General features: G+C 62.4%; 21 protein-coding genes and 1 other annotated feature. Of the genes, 7 read left to right on the forward strand and 14 right to left on the reverse strand.

Translation table 11 applies throughout. The features are described from left to right. Positions 1 to 45: 45 nt before the first annotated feature. Positions 46 to 1452 (forward strand): NADP-dependent phosphogluconate dehydrogenase, encoded by a 1407-nt coding sequence (gene gndA, locus WFM45_RS03715; protein WP_004938815.1) that lies wholly within the window; start codon positions 46 to 48, stop codon positions 1450 to 1452. 74 nt (positions 1453 to 1526) lie between these two features. On the opposite strand, the gene hisIE is transcribed toward gndA, so the two are convergent. The 9 genes from hisIE to hisL form a co-directional block, all read right to left on the reverse strand. Further along, positions 1527 to 2147 carry a bifunctional phosphoribosyl-AMP cyclohydrolase/phosphoribosyl-ATP diphosphatase HisIE gene (gene hisIE / locus WFM45_RS03720; protein WP_336954660.1) on the reverse strand — a complete coding sequence of 207 codons (621 nt, stop codon included), beginning with the start codon at positions 2145 to 2147 and terminating at the stop codon, positions 1527 to 1529. Next, positions 2141 to 2917, reverse strand: a complete 777-nt coding sequence (hisF, locus tag WFM45_RS03725) for an imidazole glycerol phosphate synthase subunit HisF (protein WP_033633500.1) — start codon at positions 2915 to 2917, stop codon at positions 2141 to 2143. The genes hisIE and hisF overlap by 7 nt, the downstream gene beginning before the upstream one ends. Further along, on the reverse strand, positions 2899 to 3636 hold the full coding sequence (gene hisA / locus WFM45_RS03730) for a 1-(5-phosphoribosyl)-5-[(5-phosphoribosylamino)methylideneamino]imidazole-4-carboxamide isomerase (protein WP_060559073.1): 738 nt from the start codon (positions 3634 to 3636) through the stop codon (positions 2899 to 2901). Before hisA ends, hisF begins: the two co-directional genes overlap by 19 nt. 5 nt (positions 3637 to 3641) lie before the next feature. Then, complete coding sequence (gene hisH / locus WFM45_RS03735) at positions 3642 to 4232, reverse strand: imidazole glycerol phosphate synthase subunit HisH (RefSeq protein ID WP_085336419.1); 591 nt, start codon at positions 4230 to 4232, stop codon at positions 3642 to 3644. Next, the gene (gene hisB, locus WFM45_RS03740; protein WP_015377254.1) at positions 4232 to 5299 is read right to left on the reverse strand and encodes a bifunctional histidinol-phosphatase/imidazoleglycerol-phosphate dehydratase HisB; all 1068 of its coding nucleotides are present in this window, start codon (positions 5297 to 5299) and stop codon (positions 4232 to 4234) included. Before hisB ends, hisH begins: the two co-directional genes overlap by 1 nt. Beyond that, positions 5296 to 6384 carry a histidinol-phosphate transaminase gene (hisC, locus tag WFM45_RS03745; protein WP_033640854.1) on the reverse strand — a complete coding sequence of 363 codons (1089 nt, stop codon included), beginning with the start codon at positions 6382 to 6384 and terminating at the stop codon, positions 5296 to 5298. Before hisC ends, hisB begins: the two co-directional genes overlap by 4 nt. Further along, positions 6381 to 7688, reverse strand: a complete 1308-nt coding sequence (hisD, locus tag WFM45_RS03750; protein WP_004938796.1) for a histidinol dehydrogenase — start codon at positions 7686 to 7688, stop codon at positions 6381 to 6383. Before hisD ends, hisC begins: the two co-directional genes overlap by 4 nt. Before the next feature lie 4 nt (positions 7689 to 7692). Continuing rightward, positions 7693 to 8592 carry an ATP phosphoribosyltransferase gene (gene hisG, locus WFM45_RS03755; RefSeq protein WP_004938793.1) on the reverse strand — a complete coding sequence of 300 codons (900 nt, stop codon included), beginning with the start codon at positions 8590 to 8592 and terminating at the stop codon, positions 7693 to 7695. A 70-nt stretch (positions 8593 to 8662) separates the two neighbouring features. Then, positions 8663 to 8789 (reverse strand) — a sequence feature (His leader region). Beyond that, positions 8765 to 8812, reverse strand: coding sequence for a his operon leader peptide (gene hisL, locus WFM45_RS03760; RefSeq protein ID WP_100396937.1), 48 nt, complete (start codon positions 8810 to 8812; stop codon positions 8765 to 8767). Its footprint overlaps the feature before it by 25 nt. A 229-nt stretch (positions 8813 to 9041) precedes the next feature. On the opposite strand from hisL, the gene WFM45_RS03765 reads away from it, so the two are divergent. Continuing rightward, a complete protein-coding gene (locus WFM45_RS03765; RefSeq protein ID WP_015377257.1) occupies positions 9042 to 9866 on the forward strand; it encodes an SDR family oxidoreductase in 825 nt (274 codons plus the stop codon). A 15-nt stretch (positions 9867 to 9881) separates the two neighbouring features. Here WFM45_RS03765 and WFM45_RS03770 read toward each other — a convergent pair whose 3' ends face one another. Next, on the reverse strand, positions 9882 to 10766 hold the full coding sequence (locus WFM45_RS03770) for a LysR family transcriptional regulator (protein ID WP_048322630.1): 885 nt from the start codon (positions 10764 to 10766) through the stop codon (positions 9882 to 9884). A gap of 137 nt (positions 10767 to 10903) precedes the next feature. Between WFM45_RS03770 and WFM45_RS03775 the strand changes: the two genes are divergently transcribed. Then, the gene (locus WFM45_RS03775) at positions 10904 to 12094 is read left to right on the forward strand and encodes an MFS transporter (RefSeq protein WP_060559079.1); all 1191 of its coding nucleotides are present in this window, start codon (positions 10904 to 10906) and stop codon (positions 12092 to 12094) included. Here the strand turns inward: WFM45_RS03775 and WFM45_RS03780 are convergent. Further along, positions 12085 to 12990 carry a LysR family transcriptional regulator gene (locus WFM45_RS03780; protein WP_336954667.1) on the reverse strand — a complete coding sequence of 302 codons (906 nt, stop codon included), beginning with the start codon at positions 12988 to 12990 and terminating at the stop codon, positions 12085 to 12087. The genes WFM45_RS03775 and WFM45_RS03780 overlap by 10 nt on opposite strands. Before the next feature lie 250 nt (positions 12991 to 13240). On the opposite strand from WFM45_RS03780, the gene speB reads away from it, so the two are divergent. The 3 genes from speB to WFM45_RS03795 all read left to right on the forward strand — a co-directional run bounded on the left by speB (position 13241) and on the right by WFM45_RS03795 (position 16550). Then, positions 13241 to 14173 (forward strand): agmatinase, encoded by a 933-nt coding sequence (gene speB / locus WFM45_RS03785; protein WP_033633494.1) that lies wholly within the window; start codon positions 13241 to 13243, stop codon positions 14171 to 14173. Between the two features lie 77 nt (positions 14174 to 14250). Then, positions 14251 to 15636: a sodium:solute symporter gene (locus WFM45_RS03790; protein ID WP_336954670.1), complete on the forward strand. Its 1386-nt coding sequence runs from the start codon at positions 14251 to 14253 to the stop codon at positions 15634 to 15636. Between the two features lie 104 nt (positions 15637 to 15740). Beyond that, on the forward strand, positions 15741 to 16550 hold the full coding sequence (locus tag WFM45_RS03795) for a nitrilase family protein (RefSeq protein ID WP_336954671.1): 810 nt from the start codon (positions 15741 to 15743) through the stop codon (positions 16548 to 16550). A gap of 74 nt (positions 16551 to 16624) precedes the next feature. On the opposite strand, the gene WFM45_RS03800 is transcribed toward WFM45_RS03795, so the two are convergent. Together WFM45_RS03800 and WFM45_RS03805 are read right to left on the reverse strand one after the other, a co-directional pair. Then, positions 16625 to 17608: a magnesium and cobalt transport protein CorA gene (locus WFM45_RS03800; RefSeq protein WP_015377262.1), complete on the reverse strand. Its 984-nt coding sequence runs from the start codon at positions 17606 to 17608 to the stop codon at positions 16625 to 16627. 11 nt (positions 17609 to 17619) lie between these two features. Then, positions 17620 to 18039 (reverse strand): GNAT family N-acetyltransferase, encoded by a 420-nt coding sequence (locus WFM45_RS03805; protein WP_336954674.1) that lies wholly within the window; start codon positions 18037 to 18039, stop codon positions 17620 to 17622. 131 nt (positions 18040 to 18170) lie between these two features. On the opposite strand from WFM45_RS03805, the gene WFM45_RS03810 reads away from it, so the two are divergent. Further along, positions 18171 to 19271: a PQQ-dependent sugar dehydrogenase gene (locus WFM45_RS03810; RefSeq protein WP_004938764.1), complete on the forward strand. Its 1101-nt coding sequence runs from the start codon at positions 18171 to 18173 to the stop codon at positions 19269 to 19271. Positions 19272 to 19284: 13 nt separating this feature from the next. On the opposite strand, the gene WFM45_RS03815 is transcribed toward WFM45_RS03810, so the two are convergent. Next, entirely contained in the window at positions 19285 to 19905 is a 621-nt protein-coding gene (locus WFM45_RS03815; RefSeq protein ID WP_048322642.1) for a glutathione S-transferase family protein, read from the reverse strand. Positions 19906 to 19938: the final 33 nt, after the last annotated feature.

Consider the following 19938-nt stretch of genomic DNA (forward strand, 5'->3'; position numbering starts at 1 on the left):
TGGCCGACGTTGCCGGCAGGGTCATCCTCAGACAGGAGTTCCTAAATGTCCAAGCAACAAATCGGCGTTGTCGGCATGGCGGTAATGGGCCGCAACCTCGCGCTGAACATCGAGAGCCGTGGTTACACCGTTTCCATTTTCAACCGTTCTGGCGACAAAACTGACGAAGTGATCGCTGAGAACCCGGGCAAGAATCTGGCGCCGTATTACACCGTTGAAGAGTTTGTCGAATCACTGGAAAAACCGCGCCGCATCCTGCTGATGGTGAAAGCGGGCGAAGCAACGGATAAAACCATTGCCTCGCTGACTCCGCACCTGGACAAGGGCGACATCTTGATCGACGGCGGCAACACCTACTATCAGGACACCATCCGTCGTAACCGCGAACTGTCCGACCAGGGCTTCAACTTCATCGGCACCGGCGTTTCCGGCGGTGAAGAGGGCGCGCTGAAAGGGCCTTCCATCATGCCTGGCGGCCAGAAAGAAGCTTACGAGCTGGTGGCGCCGATCCTGGAGAAAATCGCTGCGGTTGCGGAAGGCGAGCCTTGCGTGACCTACATTGGCGCAGACGGCGCCGGCCACTATGTGAAGATGGTGCATAACGGCATCGAATACGGCGACATGCAGCTGATTGCCGAAGCCTATTCTCTGCTGAAACAGGCGCTGAATCTGAGCAACGAGCAGCTGGCCGAAACCTTCGCCGAGTGGAACAAGGGTGAGCTGAACAGCTACCTGATCGACATCACCAAAGACATCTTCACCAAGAAAGACGAAGAGGGTAAATACCTGGTCGATGTGATCCTGGACGAAGCCGCCAACAAAGGCACCGGCAAATGGACCAGCCAGAGCTCGCTGGATCTGGGCGAACCGCTGTCGCTGATCACCGAATCGGTATTCGCACGCTACCTGTCCTCGCTGAAAGATCAGCGCGTTGCCGCGTCTAAAGTGCTGACCGGCCCGAAAGTGGCGCCGTTCACCGGCGACAAAGCCGAGTTCATCGAGAAAGTGCGTCGCGCTCTGTATCTGGGCAAAATCGTGTCCTACGCGCAGGGCTTCTCTCAGCTGAAAGCCGCGTCTAAAGAAAACAACTGGGATCTGCACTACGGCGAAATCGCCAAGATCTTCCGCGCCGGTTGCATCATCCGCGCTCAGTTCCTGCAGAAGATCACCGACGCTTACGCGGCGGATGCCGATATCGCCAACCTGCTGCTGGCGCCATACTTCAAGCAAATCGCCGACGAGTACCAGCAGGCGCTGCGTGACGTGGTGGCCTACGCCGTGCAGAACGGTATCCCTACGCCAACCTTCTCCGCTGCGATCGCTTACTACGACAGCTACCGTTCCGCGGTGCTGCCGGCGAACCTGATCCAGGCGCAGCGCGACTACTTCGGTGCGCACACCTATAAACGCATCGACAAGGAAGGCGTGTTCCATACCGAATGGATGGAATAAGCCCGCTCGTTGAGCGATAAAAAAAGCCGCCGAGGTTAACGCCCGGCGGCTTTTTTATTGCGTGCGAGTTAACGTCATGCTTTTTTCTGATGCCGCTCGCGCAGCCGGCCGATCACCGCGCTCAGATCCAAATCCTGGTCCTGCAGCAGCACCAGCAGGTGATAGATCAGGTCCGAAGCTTCGTTGGTCAGCTCTTCGCGATCGTTGACCGTGGCGGCCAGCGCGGTTTCCACGCCTTCCTCCCCGACCTTCTGCGCGATGCGCTTGGTGCCGCTGGCGTACAGGCTGGCGGTGTATGAGCTGTCCGGGCTGGCATGCTTGCGCTCCGCCAACAGCTGTTCCAACTGATAGAGAAACGTCCAGTCGCTGGCGGCCGGGTGGAAGCAACTGCTGTTGCCTAGGTGGCAGGTCGGGCCGATCGGGTTGGCCAATATCAGCAGCGTATCGTTATCGCAGTCCGGCGTGATGCTGACCACCTTAAGGAAGTGGCCGGAGCTTTCACCCTTGGTCCACAGGCGCTGCTTGGTGCGCGAGAAGAAGGTGACGTTGCCGCTTTGCTCGGTGGTGGTCAGCGCTTCCGGCGTCATGTAACCCAGCATCAGCACTTCGCCGGAAACGGCGTGCTGCACGATGATCGGCATCAGGCCGTCGGTTTTTTCCCAGTCCAGCTGGTTTCTCTGTTGTTCTGTCAGCACACGCGAATCTCCACGCCTTGTTCGACCAGGAACCTTTTCAGTTCGCCGATATTGATGATTTGTTTGTGGAACACCGACGCCGCCAGCGCGCCGTCGACGTCCGCATCGCGGAACGCCTCCAGGAAGTGCTCCATGGTGCCCGCGCCGCCGGAGGCGATCAGCGGCACTTTGCAGACCTCGCGCACCCGACGCAGCTGCTGCAGATCGTAACCGTTGCGCACGCCGTCCTGGTTCATCATGTTCAGCACGATCTCACCGGCGCCGCGGCGCTGCACTTCCTGCACCCAGTCGAGGGTTTCCCACTGGGTGATGCGGGTGCGGCTCTCGTCGCCGGTATATTGGTTGACGTGATACTTGCCGGTTTCACTGTCGAACCAGGTGTCGATGCCCACCACGATGCACTGCACGCCAAAGCGTTCAGCCAGGCGGCTAATCAGCTCAGGATCGGCCAGCGCCGGCGAGTTGATCGAAATCTTGTCGGCGCCGAAAGACAGGATCTGGCTGGCGTCCTCGGCGCTTTTAATGCCGCCGGCGACGCAGAACGGAATATCAATCACCTCCGCCACGCGCGACACCCAGCTTTTGTCCACCACCCGGCCATCGCTCGAGGCGGTGATATCGTAAAACACCAGCTCGTCCGCGCCTTCTTGCGCATAGCGCTGCGCCAGCGGCACGATGTCGCCGATGATTTCGTGGTTGCGGAACTGCACGCCTTTCACCACTTGCCCGTCTTTAACATCCAGGCACGGGATTATCCGTTTTGCCAGCATGCGATCGCCTCCTCAACGCTAAATTTACCTTCCAGCAGGGCGCGCCCCACGATCACGCCGGCAACGCCGCTGCCGCGCAGCTGGGCGATGTCGTCCAGATTGCCGATGCCGCCCGAGGCCTGGAAGGCCACCTGCGGATAACGGCGGCTGATCTCCTGATACAGCGCCACGTTGGAACCGGCCAGCGTGCCGTCGCGCGAAATATCGGTGCACAGCACGTGTTTGAGCCCGTAGGGCAGGAACTGCTCCACCACCTGTTCCAGCGTGGCGTCGGAATCTTCCTGCCAGCCGCTGATGGCCACGCGTTTTACGCCCTGTGCATCGATGCGCACGTCCAGCGCCAGCACCAGCGCGTCGGCGCCGTAGCGCTCGAACCAGCGTTGCACCAACTGCGGCTGTTTCACCGCGGTGGAGCCGATCACCACGCGCGTGGCGCCGGCCTCCAGCAGGGCGCTGACGTCTTGTTCGTTGCGGATGCCGCCGCCGACCTGCACCGGCACGTCAACCCCCGCCAGCAGTTTGCGCAGCAGCGGGATCTGGCGCGCCGCCGGATCCTTGGCGCCGGTCAGATCGACCAGGTGCAGCACCTGGGCGCCCTGTTGTTGATAGTCCTGCAGACGCAGCAGCGGATCGTTGCCGTAGTCGCGCTGCTGGCCGTAATCGCCCTGATGCAAACGCACCACGTTGCCGTCGATCAAATCCAAAGCCGGAATAATCATGCTGCCTACATCTCCAGAAAGTTTTTCAACAGTTGCGCGCCGGCTGCTCCAGAACGTTCTGGATGAAACTGCACGCCGAAGAAGTTGTCTTTTTGCACGGCGGCGGTGAAGGGCTCGCCGTAGTTCGCCTGGGCGATGGTGCTGGGGCATATCGGCATCGCATAGCTGTGTACGAAATAGAAGTAGGCGCCGTCATCGATGCCGCGGAACAGATGGTGGCCCGCCTGCGCGGACACCTGGTTCCAGCCCATGTGCGGCAGCGGCAGGCCGAAGTCGGTCATCTGCTTGACCGGCGTATCGATGAGGTCGAGCGTGGTCACGCCGCCGTTCTCTTCGCTGCTGGCCGCCAGCAGCTGCATGCCGAGGCAAATGCCCAGCACCGGCTGCGTGCAGGCCCTGATCAGTTCGATCAAATCGCGCTCGCGCAGCTGATCCATCGCCGCCTGCGCAGTGCCGACGCCCGGCAGGAACAGCTTGTCGGCGCGCAGCACGATCTCCGGATCGCGGCTCACCTCCGGCTGATAACCCAGGCGCCGCACCGCGTAGGTGACGGAGGCCAGGTTGGCGCAGCCGGTATCCAAAATCACCACGTTCATCACAGCACTCCTTTCGAACTCGGCAGGGTATTGCCCTCGACGCGGATCGCCTGGCGCAGCGTGCGGCCAAACACTTTGAACAGGCTCTCGACCCGGTGGTGGTCGTTTTTGCCCTTGGTCTTCAGGTGCAGCGTGCAGCCCATGGTGTAAGAGAGCGAACGGAAGAAGTGCTCGACCATTTCGGTGCTGAGATCGCCGACGCGCTGATAGTTGAACTCGGCCTTGTACTCCAGGTGCGGGCGGCCGGAGATATCCAGCGCGCAGCGCGCCAGGCATTCGTCCATCGGCAGCACGAAGCCGAAGCGGGCGATGCCGCGCTTGTCGCCGAGCGCCTTGTTCAGGGCTTCACCCAACGCCAGGCCGGTGTCCTCTACCGTATGGTGATCGTCGATATACAGATCGCCTTTGACGTCGATCTCCATGCGGAAGCCGCCGTGGGTGGCGATCTGATCCAGCATGTGATCGAAGAAGCCGACGCCGGTTTTGATCTTGCTGCCGCCTTCGCGATCCAGCCAGACGTTGACGTCGATCTGCGTCTCTTTGGTCACGCGATTAACACGCGCGTGACGGTCACGCAGGGTCAACTGGCGCACGATCTCTTTCCAGCCCAGCACGCCGCGCTGGTAACGCAGCCCCTGGATGCCCATGTTTTCCGCCAGCTGCACATCGGTCGGCCGATCGCCGATCACGTAGCTGTGCGCGGTATCGAGCACGCCGGGTTCAAGGTAGCCTTTCACCAGCGCGGTTTTCGGCTTGCGGCAGTCGCAGTTGTCCGCCGGCAGGTGCGGGCAAATCAGCACGTCGGCGAACTGAATCCCCTGGGAGCTGAGGATCTGCATCATCAGGTTGTGCGGCGGATCGAAGGTCTCCTGCGGGAAACTGGCGGTGCCGAGCCCATCCTGATTGGTGATCATCACCAGCTGATACCCCGCCTGCTGCAGCGCCAGCAGGGAAGGGATCACGTCTGGCTCGAGCGCCAGCTTGTCCAGGCGGTCAACCTGGAAATCTTCCGGTGGCTCGGCGATCAGCGTGCCGTCACGATCGATAAAGAGGATTTTTTGGCTCACATTGGCTCCTGGCGAGTCTGGTTGGCGCCGGGCAGGGCGGACAACGCGTCCACCACGCGTTGACATTCGTCGCGGGTGCCTATGGTGATGCGCAGGCAGCCGGACAACCCGGGCTGTTTGTTTTGGTCTCGTAAGATAATGCCCTGATCCCACAAGCTTTTAAACACATTACTTGAGGCGGTGAAGCGAGCCAGCAGGTAATTGCTGTCGCTGGCGAAAACCTGCTCGACGCAGGCGCATTTCTCCAGCTGTTGCTGCAGCCAACTGCGGGTGGCTGCGATGTCGGTGACGCGCTGGCGCATGGTGCGGATACCTTCTTCGCTCAGCGCCTGCGCGGCGATATCCGCCACCGGCGTCGAGAGCGGGTAAGGGGCGATCACCTTCAGCAGCAGGGCAATCAGATCTTCATTGGCGAGCGTAAAGCCGCAACGCAGGCCGGCCAGCGCAAAGGCCTTTGACAGCGTACGCAGAATAGCCAGGTGCGGGTAGTCGCTCAGCCAACCGGCCACCGAAGCCTGCGGGCAAAACTCGATATAGGCTTCGTCCACCGCGACGATCGCTTTGCCTTTGGCCAGCTCCAGCAGACTGCGTAAATCGTCCGGATCGATCAGGTTGCCGGTCGGGTTGTTCGGGCTGCAGACGTAGATCAACTTCACGTTGTCCAGGCTGTCCGCGATGGCCGGCAGATCCAGCTGCCAGTCCTCTTTGGCGGCCACGGTGCGGCGCTCCACGCCAAAGGTTTCGGCGCTGACGGCGTACATGCCGTAGGTCGGCGGGCAGAACAGAATGGCGTCTTTGCCCGGCTCGCAGAAGGCGCGGATCAGCAGCTCGATGCCTTCATCGGCGCCGCGGCTGACCAGCACCTGCTCTTTCTTCACCCCGGCATAGGCGGCGTAGCGTTCGATCACCTGCGCCGGCTGGCACTCCGGATAGCGGTTGAAGGTTTGCGCGGTCAGCTGGAATTCCGGGGCGATTGGGTATTCGTTGGCGTTCAGCCACACATCGCCCTTGCCGCCGAGGCGGCGCGCCGATTGATAAGGGGTCAGCTCGCGAACGTTGGCGCGCGCCAGTTTTTCGATGCTCATGCTTGCTCCTTCAGGGCGGCGACGCGCAGGGTCACGGCGTTCTTGTGGGCGATCAACTGCTCGGCGGCAGCCAGCGTTTCTATGGTGGCGGCCAGGTTGCTGAAGCCCTGCGGCGTCAGCTCCTGCACCGTCATGCGTTTTTGAAAGTCGGCCAGCCCCAGGCTGGAGCAGGTGGCGGTATAGCCGTAGGTCGGCAGCACGTGGTTGGTGCCGGAGGCGTAATCACCGGCGGATTCCGGCGACCAGTCGCCGAGGAACACTGAACCGGCGCTGGTGATGCCGTCCACCAGTTCGCGCGCATTGCGGGTCTGAATAATCAGGTGCTCCGGGCCGTAGCGGTTGCTGATCGCCACGCACTCAGCCAGATCGCGCGCTACGATCAGGCGGCTGCTCGCCAGCGCCTGGCGGGCGGTCTCGGCGCGTGGCAGCTCGGCCAGCTGGCTTTCCACTGCTTCGGCCACTGCCTGCGCCATTGCCGCGTCCGGCGTCAGCAGGATCACCTGCGAATCCGGGCCGTGTTCGGCCTGCGACAGCAGATCGGAAGCGACGAACGCCGGGGTGGCGCCGGCGTCGGCGATCACCAGCACCTCCGAAGGGCCGGCCGGCATGTCGATGGCCGCGCCATCAAGGCGCTGACTGACCTGCCGCTTGGCTTCGGTCACGAAGGCGTTGCCCGGCCCGAAGATCTTCGCCACGCGCGGCACGCTCTCGGTGCCGAACGCCAGGGCGGCGATCGCCTGCGCGCCCCCGACCTGAAACACTTCCTGCACGCCGCACAGCTGAGCCGCATACAGGATTTCATCGGCGATCGGCGGCGGCGAGCACAGCACCACCCGGCGGCAGCCGGCGATGCGTGCCGGCGTCGCCAGCATCAGCACGGTGGAGAACAGCGGCGCCGATCCGCCGGGAATATACAGGCCGACCGAGTCGATGGGGCGGGTCACCTGTTGGCAGCGCACGCCCGGTTGCGTTTCGACGTCCACCGGCGGCAGCCGCTGCGCGTTGTGGAAGGTTTCCACGTTGGCGACGGCCACCGCCATCGCCTGTTTGATGTCGTCGCCCAACCGCGCGGCGGCGGCGGCGATCTGCTCGGCGCTGACGCGCAGCGCCGAGACTTCCGCCTTGTCGAAACGGGCGCTATAGTCGCGCAGCGCCCGATCGCCGTTGGCCTTCACGTTGTCGAGGATCTCGCTCACCGTGCGGGTGATGCTGTCAGAGGCGGCGATGGCCGGGCGCATCAGCAGCTCGGCCTGGCGTTCGGCGCTGCTGGTCGCCCAATCGATCGGCGTGTTGAAGGTCGACATGGCGTTACTCCATCATCTTTTCAATCGGCAGCACCAGAATCGAGCTGGCGCCGAGCGCTTTCAGTTTTTCCATGGTTTCCCAGAACAGGGTTTCGCTGCTTACCATGTGCATCGCCACGCGGTTCTGCGCGCCGGCCAGCGGCAGAATGGTCGGGCGCTCGGCGCCCGGCAACAGCGCGACGATCTCGTCCAGTTTCTCGCTCGGCGCGTGCAGCATGATGTATTTGGATTCACGCGCCTGGATCACGCCCTGAATGCGGGTCATCAGGCGATCGATCAGCTGCTGTTTGGCTTCCGGCATTTCGCCGTCGCGCTGGATCAGGCAAGCCTTGGAGCGGTAGATCACTTCGACTTCACGCAGGCCGTTGGCCTCCAGCGTGGCGCCGGTAGAGACCAGATCGCAGATGGCGTCGGCCAGACCGGCGCGCGGCGCCACTTCCACCGAGCCGTTCAGCAGGCAAGATTTGAAGCGCACGCCCTGCTTGTCGAGGTATTGCTTCAGCAGGTGCGGGTAAGAGGTGGCGATGCGGGCGTCCTGCAGGCTTTGCGGGCCGGTGTATTCGGCGTCGAGCGGGGTGGCCAGCGACAGGCGGCAGCCGCCGAAATCGAGGCGGCGCAGCGTGAAGTAACGCGGGTCTTCGCCCTGGGCGCGGCGGCTGAGCAGCTCTTCTTCCAGCACGTTTTCGCCGATGATGCCGAGATCGACCACGCCGTCCATCACCAGGCCCGGAATATCGTCGTCGCGCACGCGCAGGATATCGATCGGCATGTTCTCGGCGAAGGCGATCAGACGCTGCTGCTGCAGGTTGATCTTGATGCCGCAGCGCGCCAGCAGTTCCTGGGATTCATCGCTCAGGCGGCCCGACTTCTGCATTGCGATCCGTAAACGTGTCTTGTCCAGCATGGTAACCTCTGTTTAATCTGTAATTTTATGAATTTATTGTAAAAACTATTCTTTCTGTCTGTCCGGAGCCAAAAAAAAACCCTCGGAAGAAATCTTCCGAGGGCTCTCTCTTGCGTTCTGCGCGCCACTGGAAGATTAACAAACCGTCTTCCAGCACTCATCGCCTGAAAGACTAGTCAGGGTGATGGTGATGATGGTGGTTGAACTGAACGCGTGTCATGGTGTTTTTCTCTAATCAAAAGCCGGTAAAAACCGTATGCCAATTAAGCTAAACTATCCGCTGTCCACCGCGCAACCCTTTTTTAACGTCATAAATTTAATTTATTGAAACAGGTTAGGTTATTAGCCACAGACAGCTTTACCTGACCTTAAGCCGGGCAGATTGTATCGCCGTGCGCAGTGGCGTAGCCTTAGGGGTAGGGCGCTGCGATCTTCAGGAGAGGAAGAGGATGAAAAAGGTAGCCATTATTGGTTTGGGTTGGCTGGGCATGCCGTTGGCGCTGTCGCTGATGGGGCGCGGATATGACGTGGTCGGTAGCAAAACCACGCCGGACGGCGTCGAGGCCGCGCGCATGAGCGGCATCGAATGCTACCAACTGGAACTGACGCCGGAGCTGGTGTGCGATCCGGACGATCTGGAGTCGCTGCTGCGCGTGGATGCGTTGGTGGTGACACTGCCCGCTCGCCGCACCGTCGAAGGCAGCGAAAACTATTTCAATGCGGTGCGCATGCTGGTGGACAGCGCGATGGCCTTTGGCGTGCCGCGGGTGATCTTCACCAGTTCCACCTCGGTGTACGGCGAAACCGCAGGCACGCTGCGCGAAGAGTCGCCGTTGCGGCCGGTCTCGCCGTCAGGGCGGGTGTTGGCCGAGCTGGAACGTTGGCTGCATGAATTGCCGAACACCTCGGTGGACATTCTGCGCCTGGCGGGGCTGGTGGGCGCCGATCGTCACCCCGGCCGCTTCCTGGCGGGCAAGCTCGACGTGAAGGGCGGTTCGCAGGGGGTAAATCTGGTGCACCAGGACGACGTCATCGCCGCCATCCAACTGTTGCTGAAGCTGCCGAAGGGCGGCCACGTGTACAACCTGTGCGCGCCGCGTCATCCGGCCAAGCGCGAATTTTATCCGGCGCTGGCCGAGCAGTTGCATCTGGAGCCGCCGCAGTTCGCCGACGAGGCGGAGCAGGATGAGCGGCTGGTGGACGGCAACCGCATCTGCAACGAGCTGGGTTTCGAGTACCAGTATCCCGATCCGGCGCGTATGCCGGTCAGTTAAGACGGTATATGTCGTTTAAAGCGGGAACAGATGGCTCGTCACAAAGTCGACGAACAGCCTGATTTTGACTGACAGGTGGCGGCCCGACGGCCAAAGGACATGAAAAACCATGTTCTCGCGGTGGTACTCATCCAAAACCGTCACCAGGCTGCCCTGTTCCAGCTGTCTGCGCACGGCGATCTCCGGCAAATAAGCGATGCCTAACCCTTGTTCCGCGAAGCACACCTGCGGATCGAGGGTATTTGTCACCATGCTGGCCGGCCGTTCGGGGATCATCTCCGTTTTGTCCCCCAGCGGCCAGACATCCAGTTTGCCGGTGCTGGGAAAGCGATAATGCAAACGGGCATGGCTTGTCAGATCCTCGGGCTTGCGCGGCATACCCGCTTGGCTGAAATAACCCGGCGCGCCAACGAAAACCTTGCGGCAGGTACCCAGCCGGCGGGCAACCAGCCGTGAGTCACTCGGGGTTCCGCTGCGGATAACGGCATCGAAACCTTCCTCAATCACGTCAACCAGCCGATCCGAATAATCAATATCCAGCTCGATCTCAGGATAGCGGCGCTTGAAGTCCCCCAGTTTTGGCATGAAAAGCGTGCCCAGCGACGGGAGGCTGATGCGCAGCTTGCCCTGAGGCGTTCCCCGCGTTTGCAACAGTTCGGCTTCCGCCTCTTTCACCTCACTCAAAATGCGACGGCACCTTTCCAGGAACAGGGCCCCTTCCGGCGTCAGGTTGACCGTGCGGGTGGAACGGTGGAACAAACGCACGCTGAGCCGCTCCTCCAGCCGGGCGATGGTTTTGCTGACCGCCGACGCGGAGATCCCCAGCTGCTGCCCGGCCACCGTGAAACTGCGGCTTTCACTGACCCGGACGAAAACGTCGAGAGAACCCAGACTTTCCATAGGCTTCCATTCTATTGATGACATCTTTGTCATGAGTGTTGTTCACTTTAGCCTATTTTTCTTTTATCAGCGAGTGGGCAGCATGATGCAACCGTCATCCGCAATGAGCGGAAACATCTTTGAATGGGGAGTGATTGATGAATCAAACGACGATATCTGCGCCTGCCGGGAGCATCGAGCGGTTGCCGCTGGGGGGCCTGCTGGCATTGGCAATGGCCGCTTTCATCACGCTGCTGACCGAGATCATGCCGGCGGGCGTGCTTTCTTCGATCGCGGGCGATTTGAACGTGTCTGAAAGCCTGGCGGGACAATTCATCACCGCCTATGCGGTGGGCGCGTTGGTCGCCGCCATTCCGCTGACCGCATTAACGCAAGGCATGCGGCGCCGCCCCTTGCTGTTGAGCGCGATCTGCGGTTTTGCCATCGTCAACCTCGTCACGGCGCTGTCGCATGATTACCATGTCTCATTGGCGACGCGTTTCTTCGCCGGCGTTTTCGGCGGCATCGTTTGGTCTTTGCTGGCCGGTTACGCCGTGCGCATGTCACCGGCTCATCTTGGCGGCCGCGCTATTGCGATCTCCGGCGCCGGCGCCACCCTGGCGTTGGTGCTCGGCGTACCGCTTGGCACGTTGCTTGGTCGAGCCATCGGTTGGCAGGGCGCCTTTGGCCTGATGACGTTGATGGCGCTCGCGCTCGTGGCGTGGATCATCGCCATTGTGCCGGATTTCCCCGGCCAGGCTAAGGCGCATCGCCCGTCTCTGAGCGGCGTCTTCTTGCAGTGCGGGATCCGCGCCGTGCTGTTCGTGGTGTTCACCTTCATCGTTGCCCACAACATTCTGTATATCTACCTGGAGCCTTTCCTCAAGCCGTCGGGGTTATCCGAGCGGGTCGATATCGTTCTGTTTATCTTCGGGCTGGGCGCGATTGCCGGATTAGGCATTGCCGGGATGCTGGTCGATCGGCGAGTCCAATCTCTTACGGTGACGAGTATCGTTATCTTTTCCCTCGCCGCCGTGCTGCTGGGGAGCGGGGGACGGGCGGCCCCGATCGTCTATCTCTCCGTCGCATTGTGGGGCGTGGCTTTCGGCGGTTTCGCCACCCTCACGCAGACGGCATTGTCACGGCTTTCCGGCCGCGCGGCCGACGTTGCGCAGTCCATGTATACGACGGGCTGGAATACCGCCGTGGCCGCCGGTGGCGCGGTCGGCGGCATGGTGCTCGACAAGGGCGGAGCGGCCTCTTTCGCCTGGGCCATCATCGGGTTCCTCGTCCTGTCTTTAACCGGCACGCTGTTTGCCATGAATCGGGCGCTGGCCTCTCAGCGATGAGGTGATTGGCGTGCGGCGCGCGCCAAATCCTCCAGCAGCGCGTTCAACGCCTCGTCGGGCTGGACGGGGCGGCTGACCAGGCTAAGCGTGGCGCGATAAGAGAGCGCCGTGCCGCCCAACTGCCGCAGCAGCCCCAGTTCCACCCAGCGCGCCGCGTAGTGGGTGGGCAGATAGCCAAGACAGGTACCGCTCAGCACCAGATGGGCGACGCTTTCCATATGGTGAGCCACCGCCGCCAAGTGAGGGGGCGCGATCGGGCACAGCTGCTGCGCCAGCAGGTAGCCGCGCTTGACCCAGCGCGCGTTTTCAATCTGCTCGCGCTCGGGTTCTTCCACCGCGAACAGCGGGTGATCCTCACTGCAATAGATCGCCTGCGTCTCCTCCAGCCACGGTTGATAACGCAACGCCTCCAGCTGCTGGCCGAAGTAGCCGATGCCCAGATCGAGCTGCTGGTGCAGCAGCCCTTGCTCAATCTCGTTCGGCGAACAGATGCGGCACTGCAATTGCACGTCCTGGTGGCGCCGCTGAAAGTGCTTGATGGCCTGGCTGAACGGATTGCCCGGCAGTGAAACCAGGTTATCCACCAGACCGATTTGCAGATCGCCGGTCAGCAGGCCGTTCAGCGACTGGCTGACCCGGGTGAAGTCGCGAGCGGCGTTGAACAACGAGCGGCAGGCGATCAGCATGCGTTCCCCCTTGGGCGTCAGCCGGAAGCCGGAGCGCCCGCGCTGGCACAGGCGAAAACCCAGTCGCGTTTCCAACGAGGCCAGATGGGTGCTGATGGTGGATTGGTTCATCAGCAGCGTTTCCTGCGCGGCGCTGACCCCCTGGGCTTCCGCCACCGCGACGAACACCCGCAACAGCTTCAGATCGATATCGCTTAGGTTAGTGAGCATCTGTCCCTCCGCAGAACGTCGGCCGGTTAACCCATTTTTAACATCGAAGAAATAGGCGCGGCGCTGAAGATATGGCCTTTCTTATGGCATGATATTGAAATAAAAATCAATACTTCAATGGGTTAGTTACATCGCGTTTTCCGATGTTTACATGTAAAAGCAGGAATGGTAGCCGGTGCGGTCAACGGGGTAGCCTGCGAATGTTGCTTAAATGTTTCAATTTATCGCAAGCCCAAGACAAGGAAACGCCATGCTGAACCAACCCCAAAGCGGTAACGATATGCCGCGCTTTGCCGGCCTCCCCACCATGATGCGCCTGCCCGCGGCCGAACAGGCGCGCGGTCTGGACGCCGCCTTTGTCGGCATTCCGCTCGATATCGGCACCTCCAACCGCAGCGGCACTCGCTATGGCCCGCGCCAGATCCGCCAGGAATCGGTGATGATCCGCCCCTACAACATGGGTACCGGCTCTGCGCCGTTTGAACGGCTGCAGGTGGCCGATCTGGGGGATATCGCCATCAACCCCTACAGCCTGGCGGACAGCGTGCAGCGCATCGAGGCGGCTTACCACGAGATCCTGGCGCACGGCTGCACGCCGTTGACGCTCGGCGGCGATCACACCCTGACGCTGCCGGTGCTGCGCGCCGTCGCCCGCCGTCATGGCCCGGTCGGGCTGATCCACGTCGATGCGCATTCCGATACCAACGAGGAGATGTTCGGTGAACAGCTGGCGCACGGCACCACCTTCCGCCGCGCGTTTGAGGAGGGGCTGCTGGCGCCGGAAAAGGTGGTGCAGATTGGCCTGCGCGGCAGTGGCTATGCGGCGGACGACTTCGACTGGTCACGCCGCCAGGGCTTTCGTGTGGTGCCGGCCGAGGCCTGCTGGCACCGGTCGCTGACACCGCTGATGGCGGAGATCCGCGAACAGATGTGCGACGCGCCGGTTTATCTCAGCTTCGATATCGACGGGCTGGATCCGGCCTTCGCACCGGGCACCGGCACGCCGGAGGTCGGCGGGCTGTCGGTCTGGCAAGGGCTGGAGATCGTGCGCGGCTGTCATGGACTGAACCTGGTCGGCGGCGACGTGGTGGAGGTGTCGCCGCCTTACGATCGCTCCGGTAACACCGCGCTGCTGGCGGCCAATCTGCTGTTTGAAATGTTGTGCGTGCTGCCGGCCCGCTGAGGCCGGCTCACTGACTCTACCGGCGGAGCGGTTGCGTCGGGGCCCCTGATAACAATAACTACGGAGTGGAGGTACCCATGAATCTCGATCTGCTGGTCGTGGTGTTTTACTTTCTGGTGATAGGCGCGGTGGGGTGGATGGGCATTCGCCGCGCCAATTCCAAAGAGGCGTATCTGGTGGCCGGGCGCAACCTGGGGCCGGGGCTGTATCTGGGCACGCTGTCGGCGGTGGTGCTCGGCGGCGCGTCGACCATCGGCAGCGTCAAGCTCGGCTACACCTACGGCATCTCCGGCGTCTGGCTGTGCGGCGCGCTGGGGCTGGGCATTGTGGTGCTGAGTCTGGTGCTGGCCAAGCCGCTGCTCAAACTGAAGCTGTATACCGTCAGCCAGGTGCTGTCGCGGCGCTATCACCCGGCGGCGCGGGTCACCAGCGGCGCGATCATGCTGGCGTATGACCTGATGGTGGCGGTGACCTCGATCATCGCCATCGGCAGCGTGATGCAGGTGATGTTCGGCCTGTCGTTCAGCGCGTCTATCCTGCTCGGCGGCGGGCTGGTGGTGCTGTATTCGACGCTGGGGGGCATGTGGTCGCTGACGCTGACCGACATCATTCAGTTCATCATCATGACCGTCGGCATGATGCTGGTGCTGATGCCGATGAGCATCGTCAAGGCCGGCGGCTGGGAGGCGTTCACCAGCCTGCTGCCCGCCGGTTACTACCAGCTGTCGTCGATCGGGCTGGACACCATTCTGGTGTTCTTCCTGATCTACTTCTTCGGCATTCTGATCGGCCAGGACATCTGGCAGCGGGTGTTCACCGCCCGCAGCGCCAATGTGGCGCGCTTCGCCGGGCTGGGGGCGGGCGTCTATTGCGTGCTGTACGGCGTGACCGGCGCGCTGATCGGCATGGCCGGCAAGATCGTGCTGCCGTCGCTCAGCAACACCGACGGCGCCTTCGCCGCCATCGCGCAGGCGGTGTTGCCGGTTGGCGTCAGCGGGCTGGTGGCCGCCGCGGCCTTGGCGGCGCTGATGTCCACTGCCAGCGCCTGCCTGTTGGCGTCTTCGACCATCGCGCTGGAGGACGTGCTGCCGGCCATCCGCCGTAAACCTTCAGGCGGGCTGGCCGCCGGGCGCTTCACCACGCTTTTCATGGGCGCGGTCATGCTGGGGCTGGCGTTTGTGGTGCGCGACGTGCTGGCGGCGCTGACGCTGGCTTACAACCTGTTGGTAGGCGGCATGCTGATCCCGCTGGTGGGGGCGATCTTCTGGCCGCGCGCCACCAGCGCCGGGGCCATCGCCAGCATGCTGACCGGCAGTCTTTGCGTGGTGGGGCTGATGATCTGGCACGGTATCGACGCTAACAGCCCGATCTACGGCGGCCTGCTGGGTGGCGGCGTCGCCTTCGTGCTGGGCAGCCTGCTGAGCCGCCCGGCGCCGCAGCTGCAGACCCAAACCGAGCGTTGAGGCGCGATCCGGGCTTTTATCACGGTGCCTTTACTGATTTACTGAGGAGCAGGGTGCATTGCCGCCCTGTCGGTTTAACGGTGAGGGTAAGGAGAAGGTGAGTCATGGGTAAAATCAGCGTCGCATGCTGCCAGTTAGCGCTGCGGGTAGGGGAAGCAGAGCATAATCGGGCGCAGTCCGCTCAGGCGATCCGTCATGCGGCGCAGCGCGGCGCCAACGTCATCGTGTTGCCGGAGCTGGTGAACAGCGGTTATGTGTTGCGCGATAAGGCGGAGGCGCTGACGTTGGCCGAGACCGAAGACGGGCCCAGCCTCAGCTTGTGGTGTGCCCTGGCGCGTGAGTTGGATGTGGTGATCGTCGCCGGTTTCTGCGAGCGGCTGCCCGATGGCGGGGTGGCCAACAGCGCGGCATTGATCGATGCGCAGGGCGTGAGGGCGATTTATCGCAAGGCCCACCTGTGGCATGAGGAGAGCACGATCTTTACCCCCGGCGATCGGCCACCGCCGGTCGTCGAGACCCGCTTTGGCCGGTTGGCGGTGATGATCTGCTACGATCTTGAATTCCCCGAATGGGTGCGGCTGCCGGCGCTGGCCGGCGCTCAGCTGCTGTGCGCGCCGGTCAACTGGCCGCAGGCGCCGCGCCCGCAGGGCGAACGGCCGGCGGAGATGGTGAAAGCGCAGGCCAACGCCGCCGTCAATCGGCTGTTCATCGCGGTGTGCGATCGCTGCGAAACGGAGCGCGGCGTTGCGTGGATCGGCGGATCGGCGATCGTCGACGCCGATGGCTACCCGTTGACGCAGAGCCTGACAGGTGAAGGCATGGTGCTGGCATCGATGGATATCGGCGAGGCCGATGACAAGCGCATCGGCCGCTACAATCATGTGCATCGCGATCGGCGGCCGATGCTGTATTGAAGCGGCGGGGCAGTCGGCGGATCCGGCTGCCCCGCCGATCGTTTCTCCGGCGGGAAAATCCGCCGTTTTGGCGCTTACAGCCAGCCTGATTTCTTCAGCTTCTGATACAGGAAAATACAGCCGACGGCGGTCGCCCCCAGCGTGGCGTGATAGGCCCACGGGAATTTCAACTCCGGCATGTCGGCGAAGTTCATCCCGTACAGGCTGAAGATCACCGTCGGGATAGCCAAAATCGCCCCCCAACCCGCCAGCCGTTTCACCACTTCGTTTTGTTTGACCGTCACCAGCGCCAGATTGACGTGCATGGCGTTGGTCAGCATTTCGCGCATGTCGTCGATGTTGCTGACCACCTGATGCGCGTGATCCTGCACGTCGCGCACGTAGGCGCGCAGCTCTTTCGGGATCACTTCTTCGTGCAGACGGATCAGCTGGTTGCAGATTTCATCCATCGGCAGCGCGGCGTTGCGCAGCGCCAGCAGGTGGCGGCGCAGAGTATAGACGTTCTCGATCGCCGCCTGATCGAACTCCGACTGAAACATGTTGGCTTCGATGTTCTCGATGGTGCTCTCGAAGCGCGTTACCACGCTGCGGTAGTTATCCACCACGAAGTCCAACACCGAATAGAGGGCGAAGCCCGGCCCGCGGCACATCTGCTTGTGGTTCTCTTCCGCCTTGGCGCGGATCGGCGCGTAGCTGGGTGAGGCGCCGTGGCGCACCGTCACCAGAAAGTTTTTGCCGACGAAGAAGTGGGTTTCGCCGTATTCGATTTCGTCGTGCTCGCCCCACTGCGCGGTTTTCACCACGATGAACAGCGAGTCGCCGTAGGTCTCCAGCTTCGGCCGCTGGTGCGCGCACAGCGCGTCTTCGATCGCCAAATCGTGCAGGCCGAACTCCTCCTGCACCTTGCGCATAAACGCCGGCTCCGGCTGCCGCAACCCCAGCCAGACGAAGGTGTCCGGTTGTTTGACCACCTCGCTGATATCGTCGATGGTCACTTCGCCCAGCCGTTGGCCGGCTTTGTACGCCACGCAGTTCACCACCATGCTTTTGCTGTCCATCTGTCCGTCCATTAATCAGTCAGGGTTTTGGTAAGAAAATAGCACTCATGTTCCACCGGATACTCTTTCAGCGTCATTTGCAGCTGATAGCCGAGCTTTTCGTAGAACGGTCGCGCCTGGAAGCTGAAGGTGTCGAGACGGGCGTAGCGGCAGCCGCGCGCCTGCGCCTCATGCTCGGCGGCGCGCATCAGCCGGCCGCCGAGGCCGCTGCCGCGCTGGGTATCCGCCACCCACAGCCACTCGACGCTCAGCCAGTTGCCCCAGGTTTCGGCGGTCAGCCCGCCGATCACCGTGCCGGCCTCGTCGCGCGCATAGACGCTGAGCGGCTTGCGGTGGCTGGCGTCGATATGCGGCAGGTTGTAAGCGCGCAGGCCTTGCCTGATCGCATCGAGGGTTTGTTCGTCAATCGCGTCGGTAACGGTAATGTCCATTTTTCCTCCTGGGTTATGGATTAACTTAAGCACACTGCGGCTAAAAGGCAACCTGTTGAAATGTAATGTAAACGACCATTCCGACTGGGTGAACTACACTAAACGGGTCATTTTATCCTCAGGAGGACGCCATGCCCCGATTGACTCTGCTGGCCGGTTTGCTGCTGTGCAGCGGCCTGCTGCACGCCGCGCCGACGGTCAGCCAATTGCAGGACGGCCTGGAACACCCATGGTCGCTGGCCTTCTTGCCGGCGGAACAAGGCCTGCTTATCACCGAACGGCCCGGCCGGCTGCGGCTGTGGCTGCAGGGCAAGGGCCTGTCGCCGCCGATCGCCGGCGTGCCGCAGGTCTACGCCGAGGGGCAGGGCGGCCTGCTGGAGGTGTTGCCGGCGCCCGACTTCGCCGCCAGCCGCCGGGTATATCTCAGCTTCGCCGAACCGGGCGAGGGCGGCAAAGCCGGCACGGCGGTCGGCTATGGCCGCCTGAGCGACGACGGCGCGCGGCTGGAAAACTTTAAGGTGATCTTCCGTCAGCAACCCAAGCTGTCGGTCGGCAATCACTTTGGCGGCAAGCTGGCGTTCGATCGGCAGGGCTACCTGTTTATCGCGCTGGGCGAAAACAACCAGCGGCCGACGGCGCAGGAGACTGACAAACTGCAGGGCAAGCTGGTGCGGCTGACCGCCGAGGGCGCGGTACCGCCGGACAACCCCTGGGTCGGCCAGGCAGGTAAACGCCCGGAGGTTTGGTCTTACGGCCACCGCAATCCGCAAGGGTTGGCGCTGAATCCGTGGAGCGGCGCGATCTGGGAGCATGAACACGGTCCGCGCGGCGGCGATGAGCTCAATATCCCGCTGCCGGGTAAAAACTACGGCTGGCCGCTGGCCACCTATGGCATCAACTATTCCGGCCAGCCGATCCCGGAGGCCAAAGGAGAACGGGTGCCCGGCACCGAACAGCCGCTGCACTATTGGCGGGTTTCGCCCGGCCTCAGCGGCATGGCGTTTTATGACGGGCAGCGTTTCCCCGCCTGGCGGCATTCGCTGTTCATCGGCGCACTGGCGCAAAAGGCACTGATTCGCCTGACGCTGGAGGGGGACAAAGTGGTGGCGGAAGAGCGGCTGCTGGGCGATCGCGGCGAACGCATTCGCGAGGTGCGCAGCGGGCCGGACGGCTACCTGTATCTGCTGACGGACGAACGGGACGGCAAGCTGCTGAAGGTCGGGGCGTCGTAGCGCCCCGCACGTGTCAGGTGAGCTCGCTCATCACGCCGCGCTGATAGGCCGGGCGTGCGCGCAGTTGCTGATACCAGCGCTCCATGTTCGGCCGTGGGCGGCGGGCGATCGGCATTTCGAACCAGGCGTAGGCGAAGCTGCCGAGCGGGATATCGCCGAAGCCGAACGCGTCGCCGGAGAGGTAAGGCTGGTGCGCCAGCGTCTGTTCAATGACGTCGAAGTGTTTTTCCAGCGTGGCGATCGCCGCTTCGATTTTCGCCATGTCGCGCAACTCTGGCGCGGTGCGGATCAGGCCCCAAAAGACGATGGTGAAGGCCGGAACGATGGTCGAGGTGGTCCAGTCCATCCATTTCTCGGCGGCGGCGCGCGCCTGCAGATCTTGCGGATAGAACGTCGCGTCGCCGAACTTCGCCGCCAGGTAGCGCACGATGGTGTTGGACTCCCACAGCACGAAGTCATCGTCCTGCAGTAACGGCACCAGGCCGTTCGGGTTCAGCGCGCGGTAACTCTCTTCGTTGACCTTGCCAAACGCCCCGCCGGCGTTGATGTGGGTATAGCTCAGCCCCAGTTCGGCGGCGCACCACAGCACCTTCCTGACGTTGTTCGAATTCTCACGACCCCAAATGGTCAGCATGGGATAACTCCGTTAGCGGATTAAAGACCCTTA

Source organism: Serratia sp. KG1D, assembly GCF_037150675.1.
Taxonomy (GTDB): domain Bacteria; phylum Pseudomonadota; class Gammaproteobacteria; order Enterobacterales; family Enterobacteriaceae; genus Serratia; species Serratia nematodiphila.